Annotated in this window: 12 protein-coding genes; 2 read left to right on the top strand and 10 right to left on the bottom strand. The window is 48.1% G+C overall.

The window, feature by feature from the left end; genetic code table 11:
- Positions 1 to 57 precede the first annotated feature (57 nt).
- Both Q3O60_RS12870 and Q3O60_RS12865 read left to right on the top strand, forming a co-directional pair.
- The gene (locus Q3O60_RS12870; RefSeq protein WP_305894349.1) at positions 58 to 2,451 is read left to right on the top strand and encodes a Lon protease family protein; all 2,394 of its coding nucleotides are present in this window, start codon (positions 58 to 60) and stop codon (positions 2,449 to 2,451) included.
- Positions 2,441 to 4,342 carry a TIGR00341 family protein gene (locus tag Q3O60_RS12865; protein ID WP_305894348.1) on the top strand — a complete coding sequence of 634 codons (1,902 nt, stop codon included), beginning with the start codon at positions 2,441 to 2,443 and terminating at the stop codon, positions 4,340 to 4,342. Before Q3O60_RS12870 ends, Q3O60_RS12865 begins: the two co-directional genes overlap by 11 nt.
- On the opposite strand, the gene lnt is transcribed toward Q3O60_RS12865, so the two are convergent.
- The 10 genes from lnt to Q3O60_RS12815 all read right to left on the bottom strand — a co-directional run bounded on the left by lnt (position 4,339) and on the right by Q3O60_RS12815 (position 18,133).
- On the bottom strand, positions 4,339 to 5,865 hold the full coding sequence (lnt, locus tag Q3O60_RS12860; RefSeq protein ID WP_305894347.1) for an apolipoprotein N-acyltransferase: 1,527 nt from the start codon (positions 5,863 to 5,865) through the stop codon (positions 4,339 to 4,341). The genes Q3O60_RS12865 and lnt overlap by 4 nt on opposite strands.
- Positions 5,866 to 5,878: 13 nt before the next feature.
- Complete coding sequence (locus Q3O60_RS12855) at positions 5,879 to 6,751, bottom strand: CorC family transporter (RefSeq protein ID WP_305894346.1); 873 nt, start codon at positions 6,749 to 6,751, stop codon at positions 5,879 to 5,881.
- A 35-nt stretch (positions 6,752 to 6,786) separates the two neighbouring features.
- Positions 6,787 to 7,248, bottom strand: coding sequence for an rRNA maturation RNase YbeY (gene ybeY, locus Q3O60_RS12850; protein ID WP_305894345.1), 462 nt, complete (start codon positions 7,246 to 7,248; stop codon positions 6,787 to 6,789).
- The gene (locus Q3O60_RS12845) at positions 7,245 to 8,267 is read right to left on the bottom strand and encodes a PhoH family protein (RefSeq protein ID WP_305894390.1); all 1,023 of its coding nucleotides are present in this window, start codon (positions 8,265 to 8,267) and stop codon (positions 7,245 to 7,247) included. The genes ybeY and Q3O60_RS12845 overlap by 4 nt, the downstream gene beginning before the upstream one ends.
- Before the next feature lie 95 nt (positions 8,268 to 8,362).
- Positions 8,363 to 9,787 (bottom strand): tRNA (N6-isopentenyl adenosine(37)-C2)-methylthiotransferase MiaB, encoded by a 1,425-nt coding sequence (gene miaB, locus Q3O60_RS12840; RefSeq protein ID WP_305894344.1) that lies wholly within the window; start codon positions 9,785 to 9,787, stop codon positions 8,363 to 8,365.
- Positions 9,788 to 9,901: 114 nt separating this feature from the next.
- Entirely contained in the window at positions 9,902 to 10,750 is an 849-nt protein-coding gene (locus Q3O60_RS12835) for a DMT family transporter (protein ID WP_305894343.1), read from the bottom strand.
- Positions 10,751 to 10,840: 90 nt separating this feature from the next.
- Positions 10,841 to 15,304: an EAL domain-containing protein gene (locus tag Q3O60_RS12830; protein WP_305894342.1), complete on the bottom strand. Its 4,464-nt coding sequence runs from the start codon at positions 15,302 to 15,304 to the stop codon at positions 10,841 to 10,843.
- 214 nt (positions 15,305 to 15,518) lie between these two features.
- A complete protein-coding gene (locus tag Q3O60_RS12825) occupies positions 15,519 to 16,493 on the bottom strand; it encodes a cobalamin biosynthesis protein CobD/CbiB (RefSeq protein WP_305894341.1) in 975 nt (324 codons plus the stop codon).
- A gap of 2 nt (positions 16,494 to 16,495) precedes the next feature.
- Positions 16,496 to 17,200 (bottom strand): 5'-methylthioadenosine/adenosylhomocysteine nucleosidase, encoded by a 705-nt coding sequence (locus tag Q3O60_RS12820; RefSeq protein ID WP_305894340.1) that lies wholly within the window; start codon positions 17,198 to 17,200, stop codon positions 16,496 to 16,498.
- 48 nt (positions 17,201 to 17,248) lie between these two features.
- Entirely contained in the window at positions 17,249 to 18,133 is an 885-nt protein-coding gene (locus Q3O60_RS12815; protein ID WP_305894339.1) for a pirin family protein, read from the bottom strand.
- Positions 18,134 to 18,254 lie beyond the last annotated feature (121 nt).

The following is an 18,254-nucleotide window of genomic DNA, read 5'->3' as shown; positions in this document are numbered from 1 at the left end:
ATGAATTGGGTATAATCATTGGTTGACGCATGAACCGCATGGACAATAAGGACTTTCATGACCAACACCCTGCATTCGCTGGGCCTGCAGGCCCATCAGTTGGCACCACAGCTTCGCAATGACTGGCTGAAACACAGCTTACAACAAACAGAGCTAACCCCAGCTTTTATTGGGCAGGAGCGGGCGAAAGCAGCGCTGACGTTTGCCATTGGCATGGACATGCCAGGTTACAACCTCTATGTGATGGGTGAGCCTGCATTAGGGCGCTTTACGCTGGTGCAAGACGAACTGAAGCATGCCGCCAGTGAAAAAGCGACACCAGATGAATGGTGTTATCTGAATAATTTTGATGACGAACGTTTACCAACCACCTTGCGCTTGTTGCCAGGTGAAGGACGAAAATTTGTCAAACGTATCGAAGGCATTATCGATGAACTGATCGATACCTTTCCAGCTGCTTTTGATAATCCGGGTTACCAACGACAGAAAAAAGCCATTCAGCGTACCTTTGATCAGCGCTATGAAGCCGCACTTGAGCAGGTAGAACAAAAAGCACTGGAAAAAAAGGTGGTGTTGTATGAAGACAATGGCGCGGTTAGTTTTGCGCCCTTGGTGGATGGCAAGCCACTGGATGACAGCGAATTTAACAAACTGACCGACGAAGAACGCCAATATTTCTATGACTTGGTGGTCGAGTTGGAGAGCATTCTCAATGAACAGTTGATTGAACTGCCCCGCTGGAAGCGTGAAGCGTCTGAGCAGTTACGCGAGCTGCGTAAGGCGACCATTGAGCAAGTGCTGAAGCCGCTGTTCAAAGCGATGGAGCATGACTACGTTGCCGAGCTGGGCGTGCTGCGCTATCTGCGGGAAATGCGTATTCCCTTGGTGAAATTCGTACTGGAGTTGCTGCCTGAAGAAACTGAGCCGGAAAAAGCGGAAGAGCTGGATGTGCGTACTATGTTTGTGGAAGAGTTTGTTCCCAATGTGTTGGTGCATCATGAAGCCATGGACGGTGCACCGGTGATTTTTGAACCGTCCCCCAGTTACGGCAACTTGTTTGGCCGGGTAGAGTATGCTTCCAGTGGCGGTTCGCTTTACACCAATCATCGCATGATTCGACCGGGTGCTTTGCATCGAGCCAATGGGGGGTACCTGATCCTGGATGCAGATAAGTTGCTGTCGCAGCCACAGGTTTGGGAGGCTCTGAAGCAGTCTTTGAAAAGCAATGAGTTGCTCATTGATACCCTGAGTGAGCATGCGGTCACCAACTCCACCATCATTACACCAAAAGCGATCCCGTTGCAGGTGAAGGTGATCTTGATGGGGTCGCGGGATCTGTATTATTTGATTCAGGATGTAGACGAAGAATTCAACGAGCTTTTTCGGGTATTGGCAGACTTTGAGCATTTCTTGCCCTATCAGCAACTGACACTAAGTTACATGGTGCGGCAAATTCGTCTGCAAATGCAGGAGTTGGGATTAACCCAATTATCCGACAGTGGTTTTGAGCGTTTGTTGATTTTTAGTTTTCGGCAGGCGGAACACCAACACAAGCTATCCGCCCGATTTGCCGATGTACTGGAGCTGGTAAGAGAGGCCTGTTATTACGCGAATTTGGCAGGAAGTGATATTTTAACTGCCGAGCACGTGCGTCAGGCGTTACTGGGTAAACAGTATCGTACCGGTCGGATCAGCGAAAGTTTTCTTGAAGATATACAGCAAGGTCAGATCCTAATTGACAGCGATGGTTTGGCCGTGGGCAAAGTCAATGGCTTAACCGTGCTTGAAATTGGCGATACCGCCTTTGGCACACCAGCACGTATTAGTGCCACTGTGTTTGCCGGCGCCTCTGGCGTGGTCGATATTGAGCGTGAAGTGGAGCTAGGTAAAGCCATTCACTCGAAAGGGGTACTGATCTTAAACGGATTTTTAGGTGCTCGTTATGCCAAGCAGTTTCCGCTAACCTTATCGGCCAACATTGCGCTGGAGCAATCGTATGGTCATATTGATGGCGATAGCGCCTCTCTGGCTGAAATATGTGCCTTGATCTCAGCCATAACTCAGGTGCCCATCAAACAAAGCTTGGCGGTGACAGGCTCCATCAACCAACATGGCGAAGTGCAGGCCATTGGCGGAGTTAATGAGAAAATTGAAGGCTTCTTCCGGTTGTGTCAGCAGCGTGGTCTAACTGGAGAGCAAGGTGTGGTGATCCCCGCCAGCAATCAGTTGAATCTGGTGTTGAACGAGGAGGTACGCCAGGCTGTTTCTGATGGGCAGTTCCATGTCTATGTTGTCAGTACGGTGGATGAAGCGCTCACGCTGTTAACAGGTGTCGATGCAGGTGAGCAAAATCGTCGTGGTTATTACCCGAAAAAGACTTTAAATGCGATGGTGTTAAACCGGTTAAGCGATATTGCCGAGATCGTCAACGGGTACAGTGATGATGACTGAAGTATCGGTAAAGGCACCAGTGGTATTGTTGTATCAGGCGATTGATGAGCAGTGGGTGAAGTCACATATTGTGCCTTTATTGGCTGAGCGTCATTGTACAGCAGAGCTTTGTCTTTGGAGCGAGAAGCTTAGTCATTTATTTGCCAGTGAGCAAAAATTGATTTGCTTTTTGGCTGATGAAGCCTTGCGCAACCTGGTGCAACAGGCAAAAGAAAAACAATGGCAGCTGGCGTTATTGCCGCACCCCGATATGAAGCACGCCCGCTATGGTTTTGGCATCACTGGTGATATCGCAGAAGCCCTGGATGACGCGCTGAACCGCTCGGTAGAACCATTGGATCTGATGATATGCAACGGTACGCCGGTGTTTAACTCTGTGGTGGTTGGTGATACTTTTTCCTTGATCCCGGGCGAAGCCTTAGCCGAACGTTTTGCTACCCGCTTACGGCGCTTTTTCCGGCTGCTGAGTCGCATCGGTGAGGTAACCTTCACAGCATTTAAAATGACCACCCAGAAAGGCAAACTGCTGGATACGGCTGCGCTGGGTATTGTGGCGGTTGAGCATGGTCGCAGCTCGGTGTTATCAAGACGCTTGGTGGCAGATTCTAGCGCCAATGACGGCATGTTACATGCCTTGGTGCTGGTACCTCGCAGTGTATTTGAAATGCTGCGGTTTTTGTTTGCTGCTTTATTTTTGCGTGATTACTGGAATAGAGGTACTCCCTCGTTTGTCGGCCACATTAAAACCAGCTGTTTAATCATTCAAAGCCCTAAATCCTTTAATTACACCCATGATGGTTTGATAGAGCGAACGAAAGAGTTGAAACTGGAAGTGGAACCCCGTTGCTTGTTCATGGTGCCAGGGCGGCATCTAACCATGGAAGATAAAGTCGCTGAACAAAAAGAAGTGTTTAAAACTCAGGCACTGCCTGCAGGTAAAGCCAAATCTGAGCTGGTGACCTATCCGTTGCCTTGGATCCATCACGCGGCAACGGAAGAATTTAAAGACTTATTTATTGCGTTGCGGGAAAGTGCCAAGGCAACGCCATCTTATTTAACCTTGATGTTGCTGGCTACACTGCTTGCGACATTTGGCCTGTTTGCCAATTCTACTCCAGTGATTATTGGTGCGATGATCTTAGCCCCACTGATGGGGCCCATCATTTCTATGGCGCTTGGTACTTTGCGTCAAGATGAAGGCTTAATGATGACCAGCGCGCGCAGTATTGGTGTTGGCACTGCGTTGTCTATAGCCTGTGCTGTACTGGCGACCTGGATGATTCCACTGAATACCATCAATAGTGAAATTGCTGCACGGATCAGTCCAACCCTATTGGATTTAGGTGTGGCAGTTGTATCTGGTGTGGCTGGCGCTTACGCCCACGCCCGGGCTGAGGTGGCTAAAAGTTTAGCTGGTGTTGCCATTGCGGTGGCGTTGGTACCACCACTAGCGGTAGCAGGTATCGGCTTAGGGTGGGGGGATTTTACCGTGTTTTGGGGCGCCTTTCTGCTGTATTTAACCAACTTGGTGGGTATTATCCTCGCTGCTGTGCTGACGTTTTTATTTTTAGGTTATAGCCCATTTCATCGAGCACGCCGGGGGCTGGCGCTGACATTTTTATTGGTTATCGTGCTGAGTATCCCTTTGGCGTTAAGCTTTTCGCATATGGTGCAAGAAGGGCGAATTAAACAACAGCTGGAAGGTATCGTGTTGGATGATATTCAATTACGTCATGTACAGGTACGTCCCGGAAAGCCAACCCGGGTGTCGCTCACGATGGTATCAAGTAGTACCATCGATGAACAACAAATGGATGCGGTGAAGCTGCTGATTGAGCAGAAGCTGGCACAGGAGATACAGCTGGAGGTTGGTACCCGGGTCGTACGCTAAGCCCGGTGAAAACGCTGCCAGCTGCCCCAGAGCAAACTAACCAGCGATAATAACCACAGTGGCCAATCGCCATAGCGGCTGTAAGGGGTGTGGCCGCTGGTGAGTTGCATTTGATCGGTCAACACGGCTGCAGTGAATTGTGGTATTTGCTGTTGGATCTGACCATTCGCGTCGATAGTGGCGGTAATGCCATTGTTGGTTGCCCGCAGCAGAGGGCGACCAAACTCTAAAGCGCGCATACGCGCGATTTGCAGATGCTGATGTGGGCCAATGCTGTCGCCAAACCAGGCATCATTGCTTACGGTTAGTAATAGTTGCGTATCAGCGGTTAAATTAGCCGCTATCTGGCGTGGAAAGGCAATTTCAAAACAAATCGCCGGCAGCAGGCGGTAATCGTTCGCGAGCAAGTTATTTTGAACATAATCACCACGACTGAAAGAACTCATTGGTAAATCAAAAATAGGTGCAAGTGGTCGCAGTAAATCCTCGAATGGGACAAATTCTCCAATGGGCAGTAAGTGGTGTTTTTCAAAGCGATTAGCATGGGCAGGTTGATAGTGGCCCATGCTATCGGTTTGATGCTGCTTACCTAATGTAATTAAGCTGTTCCAGGCTGCATCGGTATAAAAGTTGTAATCAATGATGCCGGTGATCAGGCTACTATTATATTCTGCCAGCAAAGCATCTAATTCATGCAAAAAAGGCTCGGCCAAAATTTCAACGCGTGGGATGGCGGCTTCAGGCCAGATGATTAAAGAGGTGCCAAGATGTGGTTCAGTCAGTTCCATATAATGACGAATGGTGGCGCTTTCCTGCGCCGGATCCCAGCGCAGTTCCTGTTTAATATTGCCTTGCACCAGAGCGACATCTACGGTTTCACCGGTAACTTTCCAGCCGTGCAAGGGTTGTAATAATGGTGCAATCAACCACAAAGGGAGAATGAAGCCCAGCGCATGCCACTGTCGGCGCAGTAACAGCAGAGCTAGCGCAGCAGCAGTACAGACGATGAGTACGCTAATGCCGGTTTCACCAATCAGCGGTGCCCAATGCCGTAATATACTGTCAGTCTGGCTGTAGCCAAGCGATAACCATGGAAAGCCAGTCAGTAACCAGGCGCGTATGGTTTCTAGCAGCAACCACGAGGCGGCGAACAGTAAAGGGAGAGCTCGGTTTGTTTTGAAGGTAAAGATGGCGCAGGCAGCAAGGGCAGGGAACAAAGCCAGATAGCCACTGAGTAACAACATCAGCGCCAGACTAAATACTAACGGCACGCCACCAAACTGCTCGATGGGGATATGCACCCAGTTAATGCCGGCACCAAACCAACCTAACCCCCAGCAGAACCCCAGCCAGAAGGCCTGTTGCCAGCGCTCGGTACGAAGTACCAGTAGGCAAAGTGCAGCCAGTGTGAAAACAGGCACCAAGCTCAGATGAAAAGGAGCATACGCAAAGGTGGTTATTGCCCCTGCCAGTATCATGAACAGACTCAATAACCAAGGAGATGTCAGCCACACTTTTTTCATGTTGGAGTCTGATTCAATCCTGTTCTGTAGCAGTAGGTGGTTTGCCACTGATCACTTGTAACTGCAACAGACGGCGGCTGTTGGCTTTACTTACTTTAAACATCAGCCCATCAAGCTCGATACTCTCACCTCGTTCGGGCATATGGCCGAAAGCATGCAGCACAATGCCACCGATGGTATCTGCCTCTTCTTCATTAAAGGTGGTATTGAAGCGTTCATTAAAGTCATCCAACGGCGTTAAAGCACTCACCTGGTAGACATTGGTGGCCATTTTTTTGATATCAGCATCTTCTGCATCGTCATGCTCATCTTCAATTTCGCCGACAATTTGTTCCAGAATATCTTCTATAGTCACCAGACCAGAGACACCACCATACTCATCCACCACGATAGCCATGTGATAGCGCTTTTGGCGAAACTCTTTTAGCAATGCATCGACTCGCTTGCTCTCTGGGATGATGACAGCCGGCCGTAATAAATCACGAATATGAAAGGCGGGTGCCTCCGCATCAAAAGCAAATTGCAGTAAATCTTTAACCAGCAGGATCCCTTCAATATGGTCTTTGTCTTCATTGACCACCGGGTAGCGGCTGTGATTGTTGTCGAGTAAGGTCGGTAAGATCTCACTGATGGACTGCTCGATATCGAGAGTAGCCATTTGAGAGCGAGGGATCATGATATCACGGGCGCGCATGTTCGATACATCCAAGACGCCATGAAGCATGCCTTTGGTATCTTCATCTATCAGCTGCCGGTTAGCGGCTTCACTAATGATGTGCTCAAGTTCACTGATATCTTGTGGCTCTGCGTTAAACAGGCTGGCTATTCGTTCCAACCAAGTCTTTGAGGCAGAGCCGCGGCTCGAGTGGGGGTTATCTTCACTCATTGGTGAAATGTATGCTCCAACTAATCATAAGGTTCTTACTCTGCATCCGTCAGGTAAGGGTTATTGAAACCTAGTTTGGCCAGCAGTGTTATTTCCAGCTGTTCCATTTCTTCGGCATCGTCGTCCTTTATATGGTCAAAACCCAATAAATGCAAGCATCCATGAATGACCATATGGGCCCAGTGGGCCTGAGGGGTTTTGCTTTGCTCTACTGCTTCTTGTTCAACAACGGCAGCGCAGATCACTAAATCACCAATCAATGGCAGTGTCAGGCCCGGTGGATTCTGAAATGGAAAGCTCAGTACATTGGTTGCTTTGTCTTTGCCACGATACTGATGATTCAGTTGTTGGCTTTCTGCGGCATCGACCAGTCGAATTGTCAGCTCGGCCTCAGATCGGTAGCCTGACAATGCTAAAGCAGCCCATTGTTCAAAATCGGACTGACTAGGCAACGGTATGGACTCCGTCGCGATTTGCAGGTCGAGATCTACGATCACGAGGTGCTGCCTGATTCGCTTTTGCTACGACGTGTACGAGCTGGTTTTGCGACTGAGGTGGTTTTGTCGGCTTTTTGAGAGTCGCTGTTTTGAGCTGCTTCGTAAGCTTCATAGGCCATGACGATTTTTTGCACAATAGGATGGCGCACCACATCTTTGGCATCGAAATAGTTTAAGCTAATCGCATCGACATCAGACAAAACATCTATGGCATGTTTTAAGCCTGAATACTGGCCGCGTGGTAAGTCGACCTGCGTGATATCTCCAGTGATCACAGCTTTGGAGTTAAAGCCGATGCGGGTCAGAAACATTTTCATTTGTTCGACCGTGGTGTTCTGGCTTTCGTCCAAAATAATAAAGGCATCATTCAGGGTGCGGCCACGCATGTAAGCCAAAGGAGCAATTTCAATAATGCCGCGCTCCAGATATTTTTCTACTTTGTCGTAACCAAGCATTTCAAACAAGGCATCGTACAGAGGGCGCAGATAAGGATCGACCTTTTGCGACAGATCGCCCGGCAAAAAGCCCAGCTTTTCGCCTGCTTCAACAGCCGGCCGGGTCAGTACAATGCGACGAACTAAATTCTTTTCCAGTGCATCCACCGCACAGGCTACTGCCAGATAGGTTTTACCAGTACCTGCCGGGCCAATACCAAAAATCACGTCATGTTTCAGTACATTTTGTACATACTGCTGCTGATGAGGGTTGCGTGGTGTTAGTAAGCCTTTTTTGGTTTTCAGGCTAAAGTTGTTGGCCGATGCGTTCTCATTGGTGACATTTTGAGCTTGCTGGATCATTAAGTGGACTTGCTCTGTGGTGAGCTCTTGCACTTTGCCTTGCTCATCGGTCGCACGGTAAAGCTGCTCGAGCACAAAATGACCAGCTTTGACAGCGCTTATGCTGCCTTTTAGCTTAAACTGCTCATCGCGATGTGCTACATCGAGCTGCAACCGTTTTTCCAGTAATCGTAAGTGCTCATCGAAAGGACCGCATAGCGACAACAAGCGCTTACGCTCCATCGGTGTGATACTGAACTCTTTGGTAATAATGTCTGTACTCAACAGCAGGCTCTCTTTTGACTGAAGGCTGCAGTTGGCAGCCCACGGTTCATTTGTTAAGGCGCAAACTGAGTCACGCCCAGTTCGTCGGTTTTTGGTTGTTTGGCCAGAATTTGCTGAGGTGAAATAGCACGGCGAAGCCCCATGTCTTGTTCGGTTCGGATCAGCTGACCTTTCAGCGAGTTGGCATAGACATCGGTGATAGCAACATCAACGAATTGGCCAATCAGTTTAGGATCACCTTCGAAATTGACCACCCGGTTATTTTCCGTTCTGCCACACAGCTCCATCAGGTTTTTCTTCGATGGGCCTTCCACCAAAATACGTTGTTCCGTATTGAGCATGCCACGAGCAATGCGCAGGGCTTGCTGATTGATGCGATCTTGCAAAATATACAGCCGCTGCTTTTTCTCATCCTCGCTGATATCGTCAGGCAAGTCAGCAGCCGGCGTGCCGGGACGCGCACTATAAATAAAGCTGAAGCTCATATCAAAATCAATGGCCTGGATCAGATCCATGGTGGCCTGGAAATCGTCAGCAGTTTCGCCTGGGAAGCCAATAATAAAATCGGATGACATACTCAGGTTGGGTCGGATCCGTTTCAACTTACGGATCTGGGCTTTAAACTCTAAAGCAGTATGGCCACGTTTCATCAGCGTTAAAATACGATCTGAGCCAGACTGTACTGGTAAATGCAAATGATCGACCAACTCAGGAATATCCCGATAGGCTTCGATAATATCGTCGGTAAACTCGACTGGATGCGATGTGGTGTATCGAATACGATCAATACCATCGATGGCGGCAACCATAGCCAGCAGCTCCGCAAAGGAGCAAATAGCGCCGTCATGGGTCGCGCCGCGGTAAGCATTGACATTCTGACCCAGCAGATTGACTTCACGTACACCCTGAGCTGCCAGTTGGGCTATTTCGAACAGGATATCATCCATTGGGCGGCTGACTTCTTCACCCCGGGTGTAAGGCACCACACAAAAGCTGCAGTATTTAGAGCAGCCTTCCATGATCGACACAAAAGCCGTTGGGCCTTCTGCTTTTGGTTCTGGCAAGCGATCAAACTTTTCAATTTCCGGAAATGAAATATCGACCACAGGAGAGCGATCGCCATGTACAGAGTTGATCATTTCAGGCAAACGATGCAGGGTTTGTGGACCAAACACAATATCGACATAGGGCGCACGCTCACGGATGGCGGCACCTTCTTGCGAAGCAACGCAGCCACCGACACCAATCACCAGCTTTGGATTTTTTTCTTTCAATGGTCGCCACCGACCTAGCTGATGAAACACTTTTTCCTGAGCTTTTTCCCGGATAGAGCAGGTATTAAGCAAGATCACGTCGGCTTCAGCTGCCTCATCGGTCAGGGTATAGCCATGCGTAGAATCCAGCAGATCAGCCATCTTGGATGAATCGTATTCATTCATCTGACAACCCCAGGTTTTGATGTGTAGCTTTTTGCTCATGCGTTGTTGGTGCCTGTGTCGATTACGGTACGAAAAGGTCGCATATTTTACCGTAGCTGGGGGCGAAGCGCCAGTGTTGTCGTGTGATCCTTCTTACCGGAAGCATGGCGCGGTTTACCATAAGCGTTGTCTGGTGGTGACATAGCCGGCATAAAAGATCACCGCAACGCCAGCCAACCAGCTCATGGTGACTGGTTCTTGCCAGAAGAAATAGCCAAATAGCCCGGCAAAGACCACGCTGCTGTATGTCCACATGCCAATATCACTGGCCGGAGCCAGAGTATAAGCTTGTGTCATTGCTAGTTGGCCAATAGCGGCCAATGCACCCATACCAATAAAAGCTAACCAAGCCTGCCACTCCAGCGGCTGCCAATAGAACGGTAGTGGTAAGACAGAAAACACGGCTGTTAATAAAGAAAAATAGAAGACCGTTCGAACAGCGGGCTCGGTGCTTGCCATGGCGCGGATAGTGGTTTTGGTGATAGCAACCAGACAGGCAGCAGCCATGGCAATCAGCAATACCCAGGTTAGCCCTGCTGCAGGTGCAGGCAGAGCCAACAACACACCAACAAAGCCCAAGGCTATCGCAATAAGTGTAATTTGGCTTGGGCTTTCTTTTAGCCATATCCGGGCAATAATAGGGACAATAAATGGTGATAATAACAACACAGCCATCGCTTGCGCTAAGGGCAATTGGCCAAGCACATAAAAGAAACAGTACATGGAAGTAAGGCCAGTCAAAGCGCGAAAGGCATGCAGATACCAGCGCTTGGTTTTTAATAAACCAATACCATGAGTATACAAAAATGGCAGCATCAGTAGTAAGGCAAAGCCATTACGAAAAAACACCACTTGCGCCTCGCTGGCCAAGCCAGTGCTGTATTTCACCAAAGCACCAATACCAGCAAAGCAAGCCTCTGCTAATAGAAGTAATAAGGCACCTTTCAGTAAATTGGATTGCATGATGCGGCTCAGGATGAGTGATGAATAAAAGAGCCTAGTGTAACAAAAGGCTCTCGAGCATGGTAAGGATTCGGGTCTGTTCCACTGGGATCAGAGCTGATTGGCTGATTGGGTGATAAAGCGTTTACTTTGCAATAAATGCAGTAACTGAGCACTTGGCATGGGTTGAGCAAAGAAATAGCCCTGAATCAGATAACACTCACGTTGACTGAAGAATTTCAGCTGCTGCTCGGTTTCTACGCCTTCAGCGACACAATACATGCCCAAGCTCCTGGCCATGCTCAGCATGGTTTCGATGATGGTTTCATCGTTTTGATCAATGCCAATATCTTTAACAAAACTATGATCGATTTTAATGGCGTTAATTGGTAGTTCTTTTAAATATTTTAGCGAGGAGTAGCCGGTACCAAAATCATCCAGCGCCAATTTAATGCCAAGCTCGCTTAGTTGATGCATGGTTGCAATGGCGCTTTCGTGGTCGCGCATCAAGGCGCTTTCAGTCACTTCAAAACGCAGGCAGTCAGCGGGGAGTTGATACTTCGCCAGTAATGATGCTGTCTGTTCTGCCAAGCTTTGATGCTCCAGATGGCGAGCCGATAAATTGACGGAAATATACAGCTGATGATCAAAAGAGCGCCAGTGCTGAAGATCCGCTAATGCACGTTCCAGTAATGCATGTGTCATCGGGATGATCAGGCTTAAATCTTCAGCCAGTGGGATAAACTCGGCCGGTGACACCACACCATCACTGCTGTACCAGCGCAGCAAGACTTCTACACCCACTATGGTTTTATCTGCACTATGGACAATAGGTTGGTAATAATTGACGAACTCATGTTGCTGGAATGCTTTACGTAGCCGCGTTTCCTTGGCCAGTTGCATATGCGCTTTGTCGTTCATTTCTTGCGTGAAAAACTGAAAGTTATTACGGCCACTTTCTTTGGCATGATACATAGCAACATCCGCATGCTTCAGTAGTTCAAAGGCGGTGTAAGCATCATCCGGATACACAGCGATACCAATACTGGGAGATACGCCGACAGTATGCGGACCCAGCTGCATCGGCTCACCAATGATTTGCAGCATTTTGCGTGAGACGTGATTGATATTTTCGTGACTCTTGTAGCCCTCTAACAGCACAACAAATTCATCACCACCCAGCCGTGCCACGGTATCGCTTTCACGAAGTGTCAGGCTTAAACGCCGGGCAACCTCTTTTAATAACAAGTCGCCAATATCATGGCCAAGCGAGTCATTAATTTGTTTAAATTTATCCAAGTCGATGAAGCAAAGTGCCAACGCTCGCTTGGCACGTTTCGCATTTTCGATGCCATGATGAATTCGATCCATCAGCAAGGCACGATTAGGCAATCCAGTTAATGCGTCGTAATTGGCTAAATAACGCAGCTCATCTTCTGCTAGTTTTTGGTCGGTGATATCGGTAAACACCAGTACAAAAAATCCGACTTTCTTGTTATCGCCTACTGCACTGATATTAATCAGAGTAGGTCGCTCACGACCATCAGGTGTCACGATTAGCTCTTCGCCTTGCCAGTGCTGGTTGACTGAGAAGTCATTCAGCAATTTGGTGTAATAGCGTCGACGATCCAGGCTGATCCCTAAATGATGCGTCTGTGGGTTGGTCATGTAATGCTCAACCGGGCCAAAGGCATCGGCAAAGGATTGGTTTGCGGCGATCACCCGTTGTTTTGCATCCAGAATGACGACCCAGTCACGTGTTTTTTGGAAGGCTTCACCAAATAACCGCGCTTTTTCCTGACTGGCACGCGTTTCGGTAATATTGCTGAAGGTACCCACCACACGGACAACCTGCTCGTCGCTATCGACTTCGGCAATCTTGCCAATATCACGAAACCAAAGCCAGTGACCTTCTTTGTGTTGTAGGCGGTAGGTGTGATCAAAGTTGATGTCTTGCTGTTCGGTAAAGCGTTGCCAACTGTCTAAAAAGGCTGGCTTATCCTCAGGGTGGATAAGTGACACATGTTGTTCTAGTGTCAGAGGGTTCAACGCCTCACGATAGCCCAACATGGTATGAACCCTGTTGGCGAACACGCTATTTTTGCTGGCCAGCCACTCCCAGGCGCCACTATCTACTGCCGACAGGGCTAGCTTTAGCCTTTGTTCGCTGGCTTTCACTTTTCGGTGTGCCATGGCTAACACCCGCTCATGTTGCTGCCGGTTTCGTAACCAGAGCAAAATAATGGTTAAGACCATGAACGTATACAAACCATAAGCCCAGAACGATGCCCACCATGCTGGCGTGATACTTAAGCGAAGTCGGGCAGGCGCACTTTCCTCGCCAGTTACAGGTGAGACCGAAACCACGTGAAAAATATAATCACCGGCGGGTAGTTTGGGAATAATAATTTGTGTTTCTGTTTGTTCAGGAAAACTAAACTGCTGCTTCCCTTCAAGCCACACCCGAAAGCGGACCTTATTTTTATCACGGAAATTCATGCTACTAAAATGCAGCTTAAGCCCTTCAGCATCATGTGGTAACGAGAATTGTTGCTCATTTAATAAGCCATAGGGCGTACTAAAGCTGCCATCAAGTAAACTGAGTTCTGTGATGGCAGCCGTAGGACGGTCAGGCTCGTCCAGGAGTTGCTCTGGTTGAATAAGAGTAATGCCTCGCATTCCTCCATAGATCAAATGGCCATCCTGCAACTGCAAACCGGCCCGGCCGTTGTATTCATGCGTGAGCAGACCATCATGTTTACTAAAGCGTTCGGTATGAAAACTTTCCGGATTCATGCGGAATAAGCCATGGTGGTTGGCAAACCAAATGAAGCCATAACGGTCTTGTTGCAAACTAAACACCAAGTTGCTTTCCAGCTGATTGTGTTGGTGGAAGTGATGTAATAACTCGAAGTCAGGCAGATTAAAAACTAATAAACCGACCCCATTTAATCCAATCCATAATCGTTGCTGTTGATCTAATAAGATGTTATCGGCAAAGCGCGATAACCCTGGATGGGCATTGCTGGCTTCGTATTTCAGAGTCAGTTGCTCTGAACTCAAGTTGTACAGCCAGATCTTGCCTTCTGTGGTTAATAATATTTGATGATTGGAGCCTGGCAAGTAGCCTAAAAATCCGCCAAAGACTTCAGGTTGCAATGGCTCAAGGCCTGTCACTGACTGAATAATGCCAGTGTCTGGTTCATAGTGGTAAAAATGCTGATCATAGGCGAACCAGAACGTGCCTGTATGATCTTGCCAGAAATATCTGGCACCCTGTTCTAATAGGCTTTGTTGGCTCTCATCTTGCAATGGTAAGGGCAATAAACGATTTTGTTTCGCGTCAAACAAAAATAAGCCATAAGGGGAGCTGAAATATACTTGATGTTCAGTTTTTGGGAATAACGTAAAGATGGTGGTTTCATGCCATATGGCTTTTGGATCGGGGTTCACCAGGAAGGGTTCTATTTCTCCTTGGCGCAGGTCGAGTCGATTTAGACCGTTGCTGGTTCCCACCCAGAGATGATGAGGCTTAGTTTCTGCCACAACATGCACACGCAAACTACTAAAGGCTTCGGTACCATCTTCACCATGACCTAAGTGACTGAAGGCAGTACTGCGAGGATGCCAATAGTAAGCTCCGTCAAAGCGAGTGCCTAACCAGAAGCCTCCAGAATGATCTGGCACCATACTAATAATGTTATTGTCGGTAAGCCCTAAGTCACTATCACTGAAACTCCAGAGATACTGATAATGATTGTAGTCAGGCTGAAAGCGGTACAAGCCAAGCTCGGTAGCAATAATAGCCTCATCTTCAAGCCATTCGACATGCCAGATATTTCGCGCTGCAAACCGAGGCTGCGCGTTTACCGGCTCGCCTGTCTCAAGGTAAGTAGCGATTGAAGACAATGGTAGGCTGTGCAAGCCTTCAACAGCTCCTATCCATAAGTGCTCGTCTTTCACTGAAAAGAATTTTATGTGGCGCTGAGCATTATTGGCATCAGCCGGTAGGTATGGGATACTTTGTACTTGATTACTTGCTAAATCCAATAACAGCAATTGGTTGTGGGTACCAATAAAAATATGCTTATTATACTGATAGATACGGCGAATAAAACGCTCGATGCTGTTTTCACCTGATAGCTGATATAACTGGCTGACTTCGCCGGTCTTGGTATGCAATAAAAACACAGCTAGATTGGTAGAAACAAGCAATTGGTGCTCTGAATAAGCAATCATATCAGTGATGTGTTGGAACTGAGTTTGTTCACTGACCGTTGGCATCGAAAATTGATGCTCTAACCAGCCCTGCTCAGCGTTAAAGCGATAGATGCCAGCAGTACTTGTAGCGATCCAAATACTACCGTCAGCTTGCTGTAGTGTCGAAACAAAAGCAGCATCTTGCAATGTTTGCTCTTGGTTACTTAACTTAATCACGCGGGTGCTGTCGTAGCGGTTGAGTCCGCCATCCGTCGCCAGCCAGAGAAAACCATCTTGATCCAACATCATGTTGGTGATGGTACCTTGGGATAGACCTTGCTCTGGAGTCAGTGGCGATAGCACTGGTTTAGCCAAAGCGAAAGGGCTGCAACACAGCAGCAAAACAAGCCACAATATGCAATGCATTCGATGCTTCACAGTGACGTCTCACTCAACAGTTTTGTTTTTATTCTACTCTGTTGAAACACTGGCTTTTCACTCTTGATTATTATTCAGCGGTAACAGAGCTTTACTATACTAAGCTGACTTAATAAGTCCATACTTACCACGTTTATATAGCCAAACAACGTTACCATGTTAAATTTAGCTGCACCGCCCACCAAAGCAGGGCATAAGCCAGCAAGAGTACCATGCTGAACCAGATTAACTGTTTGAGCTGGTTCAGTGCTTTTTGCAGCGTCAGGTGATCAGGCTCCGCATCGTTCTGGCCGATTTTATCGCGTTGTTTTTTATGGGTGTTATACAACACTGGCCCTCCCAGACGACAACGAAGGCTCGCACTGACAGCACAGAGACAAGCCATTTGGGCACGATCAAAGTAAATGGCCGTACGCTGTCGGTAACGCTGAATACTGAGGCGGCAGCGTAAACGAATGCAGATCAACATAAAACACAACCAATATCCGGGCTTTTGCAGCCAATTGCTCAACCAAGCTACGACAGCACCAAAATCACGATTATGCTGCAATTTTGGGCTCCACTCTTGCTGCAAAATAGCCAGTAACCGAACCATCAATGCAGGCCAAATCCCAGCCACCAGAAACCAGAACAAGGTGGTTAGCCAGATTTGACTGAAATTAAGCCATAAACTTTCAATCGCCGCTTTACTGAGCCCCAGTGCTGATAAGGTACGAGTTTGGCGTAACAGTGACATGCTGGCCAAATCCCGGCTGAGGCTTAGCTGTTGTTGCTGCAGTGCGCGCTGTAATTTTTGGATCCGTTGTTGTTTGCTACTGATATCCAGTAGCAGATAAAGCAGTATAGCTTCGAACACCGTCGGTAGCGCTGACAAGTGCATGAAAGCCATCAGAATAAACAACCATGGCAGAATGGCTACCAGAATGGCTAAGCCCCCAGACAGCCTTTTCTGCTGAGGGCTCCGGTCGTGATCCGGGTTCACTTTCTGGCCAAGTCGCTGGGCAAAAAAGCGAAAAAAGGTCAGAGGATGATAGCTCTCTGGCAACGGCAACAGATAGGCCATCAACACTGCTAGCAACAGCAGCAGTGGGCTTTGAAGTAAGAGCTCTAGCCAGGGCTCTGACATGATTATGCAGCCGATAGCTGCTGAAGCAATTCAATCACCATGGCTGAACTGTTTTTAGATGCCACTGCTAAATATGCTTCAAATGACTCGGGAGATTCTTTGCCAGCAATATCACTTAAACTACGGATCACCACGCAGGGTACCTGCATTTGATAACAAACTTGTGCGATGGCTGCGCCTTCCATTTCTACTGCCAACATGCTGGGGAAGGTCGCACGGGTTGCTTCAATCCGCTTTGGATCGCACATAAAGCTATCGCCAGTGGCGATGAGCCCTCGCTTGGTTTTACCGACTCCGAGTTTTTCGATGCTGCGCTCTGCAGCGGTAACCAAGCGAGGATCCGAGAGGAATGTTGCTGGCATATTAGGCACTTGCCCAGCGGCGTAGCCAAAAGCAGTCACGTCGACATCATGGTGGCACAACTCAGTGCCAATCACGACATCACCAATGTGCAATTCAGCATCGAAGCCACCGGCAGAGCCGGTATTGATCACTGCATCCACCTGAAAATGGTGGATCATTAAACTGGTTGCTAAAGCAGCCGCCACTTTCCCGATACCTGACTGCACCAGTACTACATTGCGGCCAGCTAGTTGGCCTGAGTAAAACGAATAAGGGCCAACTTGCTCAGTGCGAGGCTGAGCAAGTTGCTGTTTCAGAAGGGCCACTTCTGGCTCCATGGCACCAATAATTCCAATACGCTGCATAACGACTCTTTTCAATGGAGAGAAAGCAGCAGTATACGGCTTTTATGGTCAAATTTGAATGGATTGAAGTGGCTTATCCCCAGTTAGAGTACCCGTCTGATAATCGCGGATCGCCTGCTCAATTTCTTCTGAGGTATTCATCACAAATGGACCGTACTGCGCTACTGGCTCACCAATGGGTTTTCCTGCGAGTACCAATAGTTTACTGTCCTGATCTGCCTGTACCTGTAATGTGCTGCCAGCGGTCAGAACCGCCGCTTGATGCATGGGCACTTTACTGCTGGTATCACCGTGCAAAATAGTCACCGCTTGCTCGTACGGATAGACCAGTGCTTGATAATCCTCAGGCAGTTCTATATGCAGTGATTGCCCTGCCACCAGATGCAGATCGTAGTATTGCGGATCGGTACTCAGACCACGGATCGCACCATCGAGCTGGTGCTGTTCACTACGAAACTGACCGGCGATGACCTTTACTTGATGGCCCGCATCCAGTTGCAGCACCGGAATATCTTCCGGGGCGATATCAACATAGGCGGCATCTTTCATTTTTTCGGCCGCAGGTAAATTCAGCCATAACTGAAAACCTTGCATCAAGCCGGATTCTTGCTGTGGCATTTCCGAGTGAATAATGCCTCGTCCGGCAGTCATCCACTGCACACCACCGCTTTTTAAGTGGCCTTTATTTCCCATATGGTCTTCATGCAGCATGTGGCCATGCAGCATGTAGGTTACGGTTTCAAAACCACGATGTGGGTGCGCAGGAAAACCAGCCAGATAATCACTCGCCTGATCGGAGCCAAAGCAGTCCAGCATCAGGAAAGGGTCCAGCCTCAGTTGTTGAGTCAGTCCCAAACTACGTTGAATTTTCACGCCAGCACCGTCCGATACTTGCCGTGATGGGATCAGTTGTTTGATGGATCGTGCAGTCATAAGTGTTTCCCTAAGTCAGTGCGATATCATCATTAAATAATAGTATTCATAGAAAGAAAATTGCATATTTTTGCACCAATCATTCTATTTATTAAAACGATCATGGTTCAGTTTGAGTTAA

This window comes from Alkalimonas collagenimarina (assembly GCF_030717845.1).
Taxonomy (GTDB): Bacteria; Pseudomonadota; Gammaproteobacteria; order Enterobacterales; family Alteromonadaceae; genus Alkalimonas; species Alkalimonas collagenimarina.
Note: the sequence above shows the minus strand (reverse complement) of the source record. Positions and strands in the feature narration are given on the sequence as shown.

What these genes read in the sequence shown, in the direction of transcription:
- Q3O60_RS12825 (WP_305894341.1), bottom strand. Translation starts at nt 16,493, where the DNA reads ATGTCAGAGCCCTGGCTAGAGCTCTTACTTCAAAGCCCACTGCTGCTG.
- miaB (WP_305894344.1), bottom strand. Translation starts at nt 9,787, where the DNA reads ATGAGCAAAAAGCTACACATCAAAACCTGGGGTTGTCAGATGAATGAA.
- Q3O60_RS12820 (WP_305894340.1), bottom strand. Translation starts at nt 17,200, where the DNA reads ATGCAGCGTATTGGAATTATTGGTGCCATGGAGCCAGAAGTGGCCCTT.
- Q3O60_RS12835 (WP_305894343.1), bottom strand. Translation starts at nt 10,750, where the DNA reads ATGCAATCCAATTTACTGAAAGGTGCCTTATTACTTCTATTAGCAGAG.
- Q3O60_RS12865 (WP_305894348.1), top strand. Translation starts at nt 2,441, where the DNA reads ATGATGACTGAAGTATCGGTAAAGGCACCAGTGGTATTGTTGTATCAG.
- Q3O60_RS12815 (WP_305894339.1), bottom strand. Translation starts at nt 18,133, where the DNA reads ATGACTGCACGATCCATCAAACAACTGATCCCATCACGGCAAGTATCG.
- Q3O60_RS12845 (WP_305894390.1), bottom strand. Translation starts at nt 8,267, where the DNA reads ATGGAGCGTAAGCGCTTGTTGTCGCTATGCGGTCCTTTCGATGAGCAC.
- lnt (WP_305894347.1), bottom strand. Translation starts at nt 5,865, where the DNA reads ATGAAAAAAGTGTGGCTGACATCTCCTTGGTTATTGAGTCTGTTCATG.
- Q3O60_RS12870 (WP_305894349.1), top strand. Translation starts at nt 58, where the DNA reads ATGACCAACACCCTGCATTCGCTGGGCCTGCAGGCCCATCAGTTGGCA.
- Q3O60_RS12855 (WP_305894346.1), bottom strand. Translation starts at nt 6,751, where the DNA reads ATGAGTGAAGATAACCCCCACTCGAGCCGCGGCTCTGCCTCAAAGACT.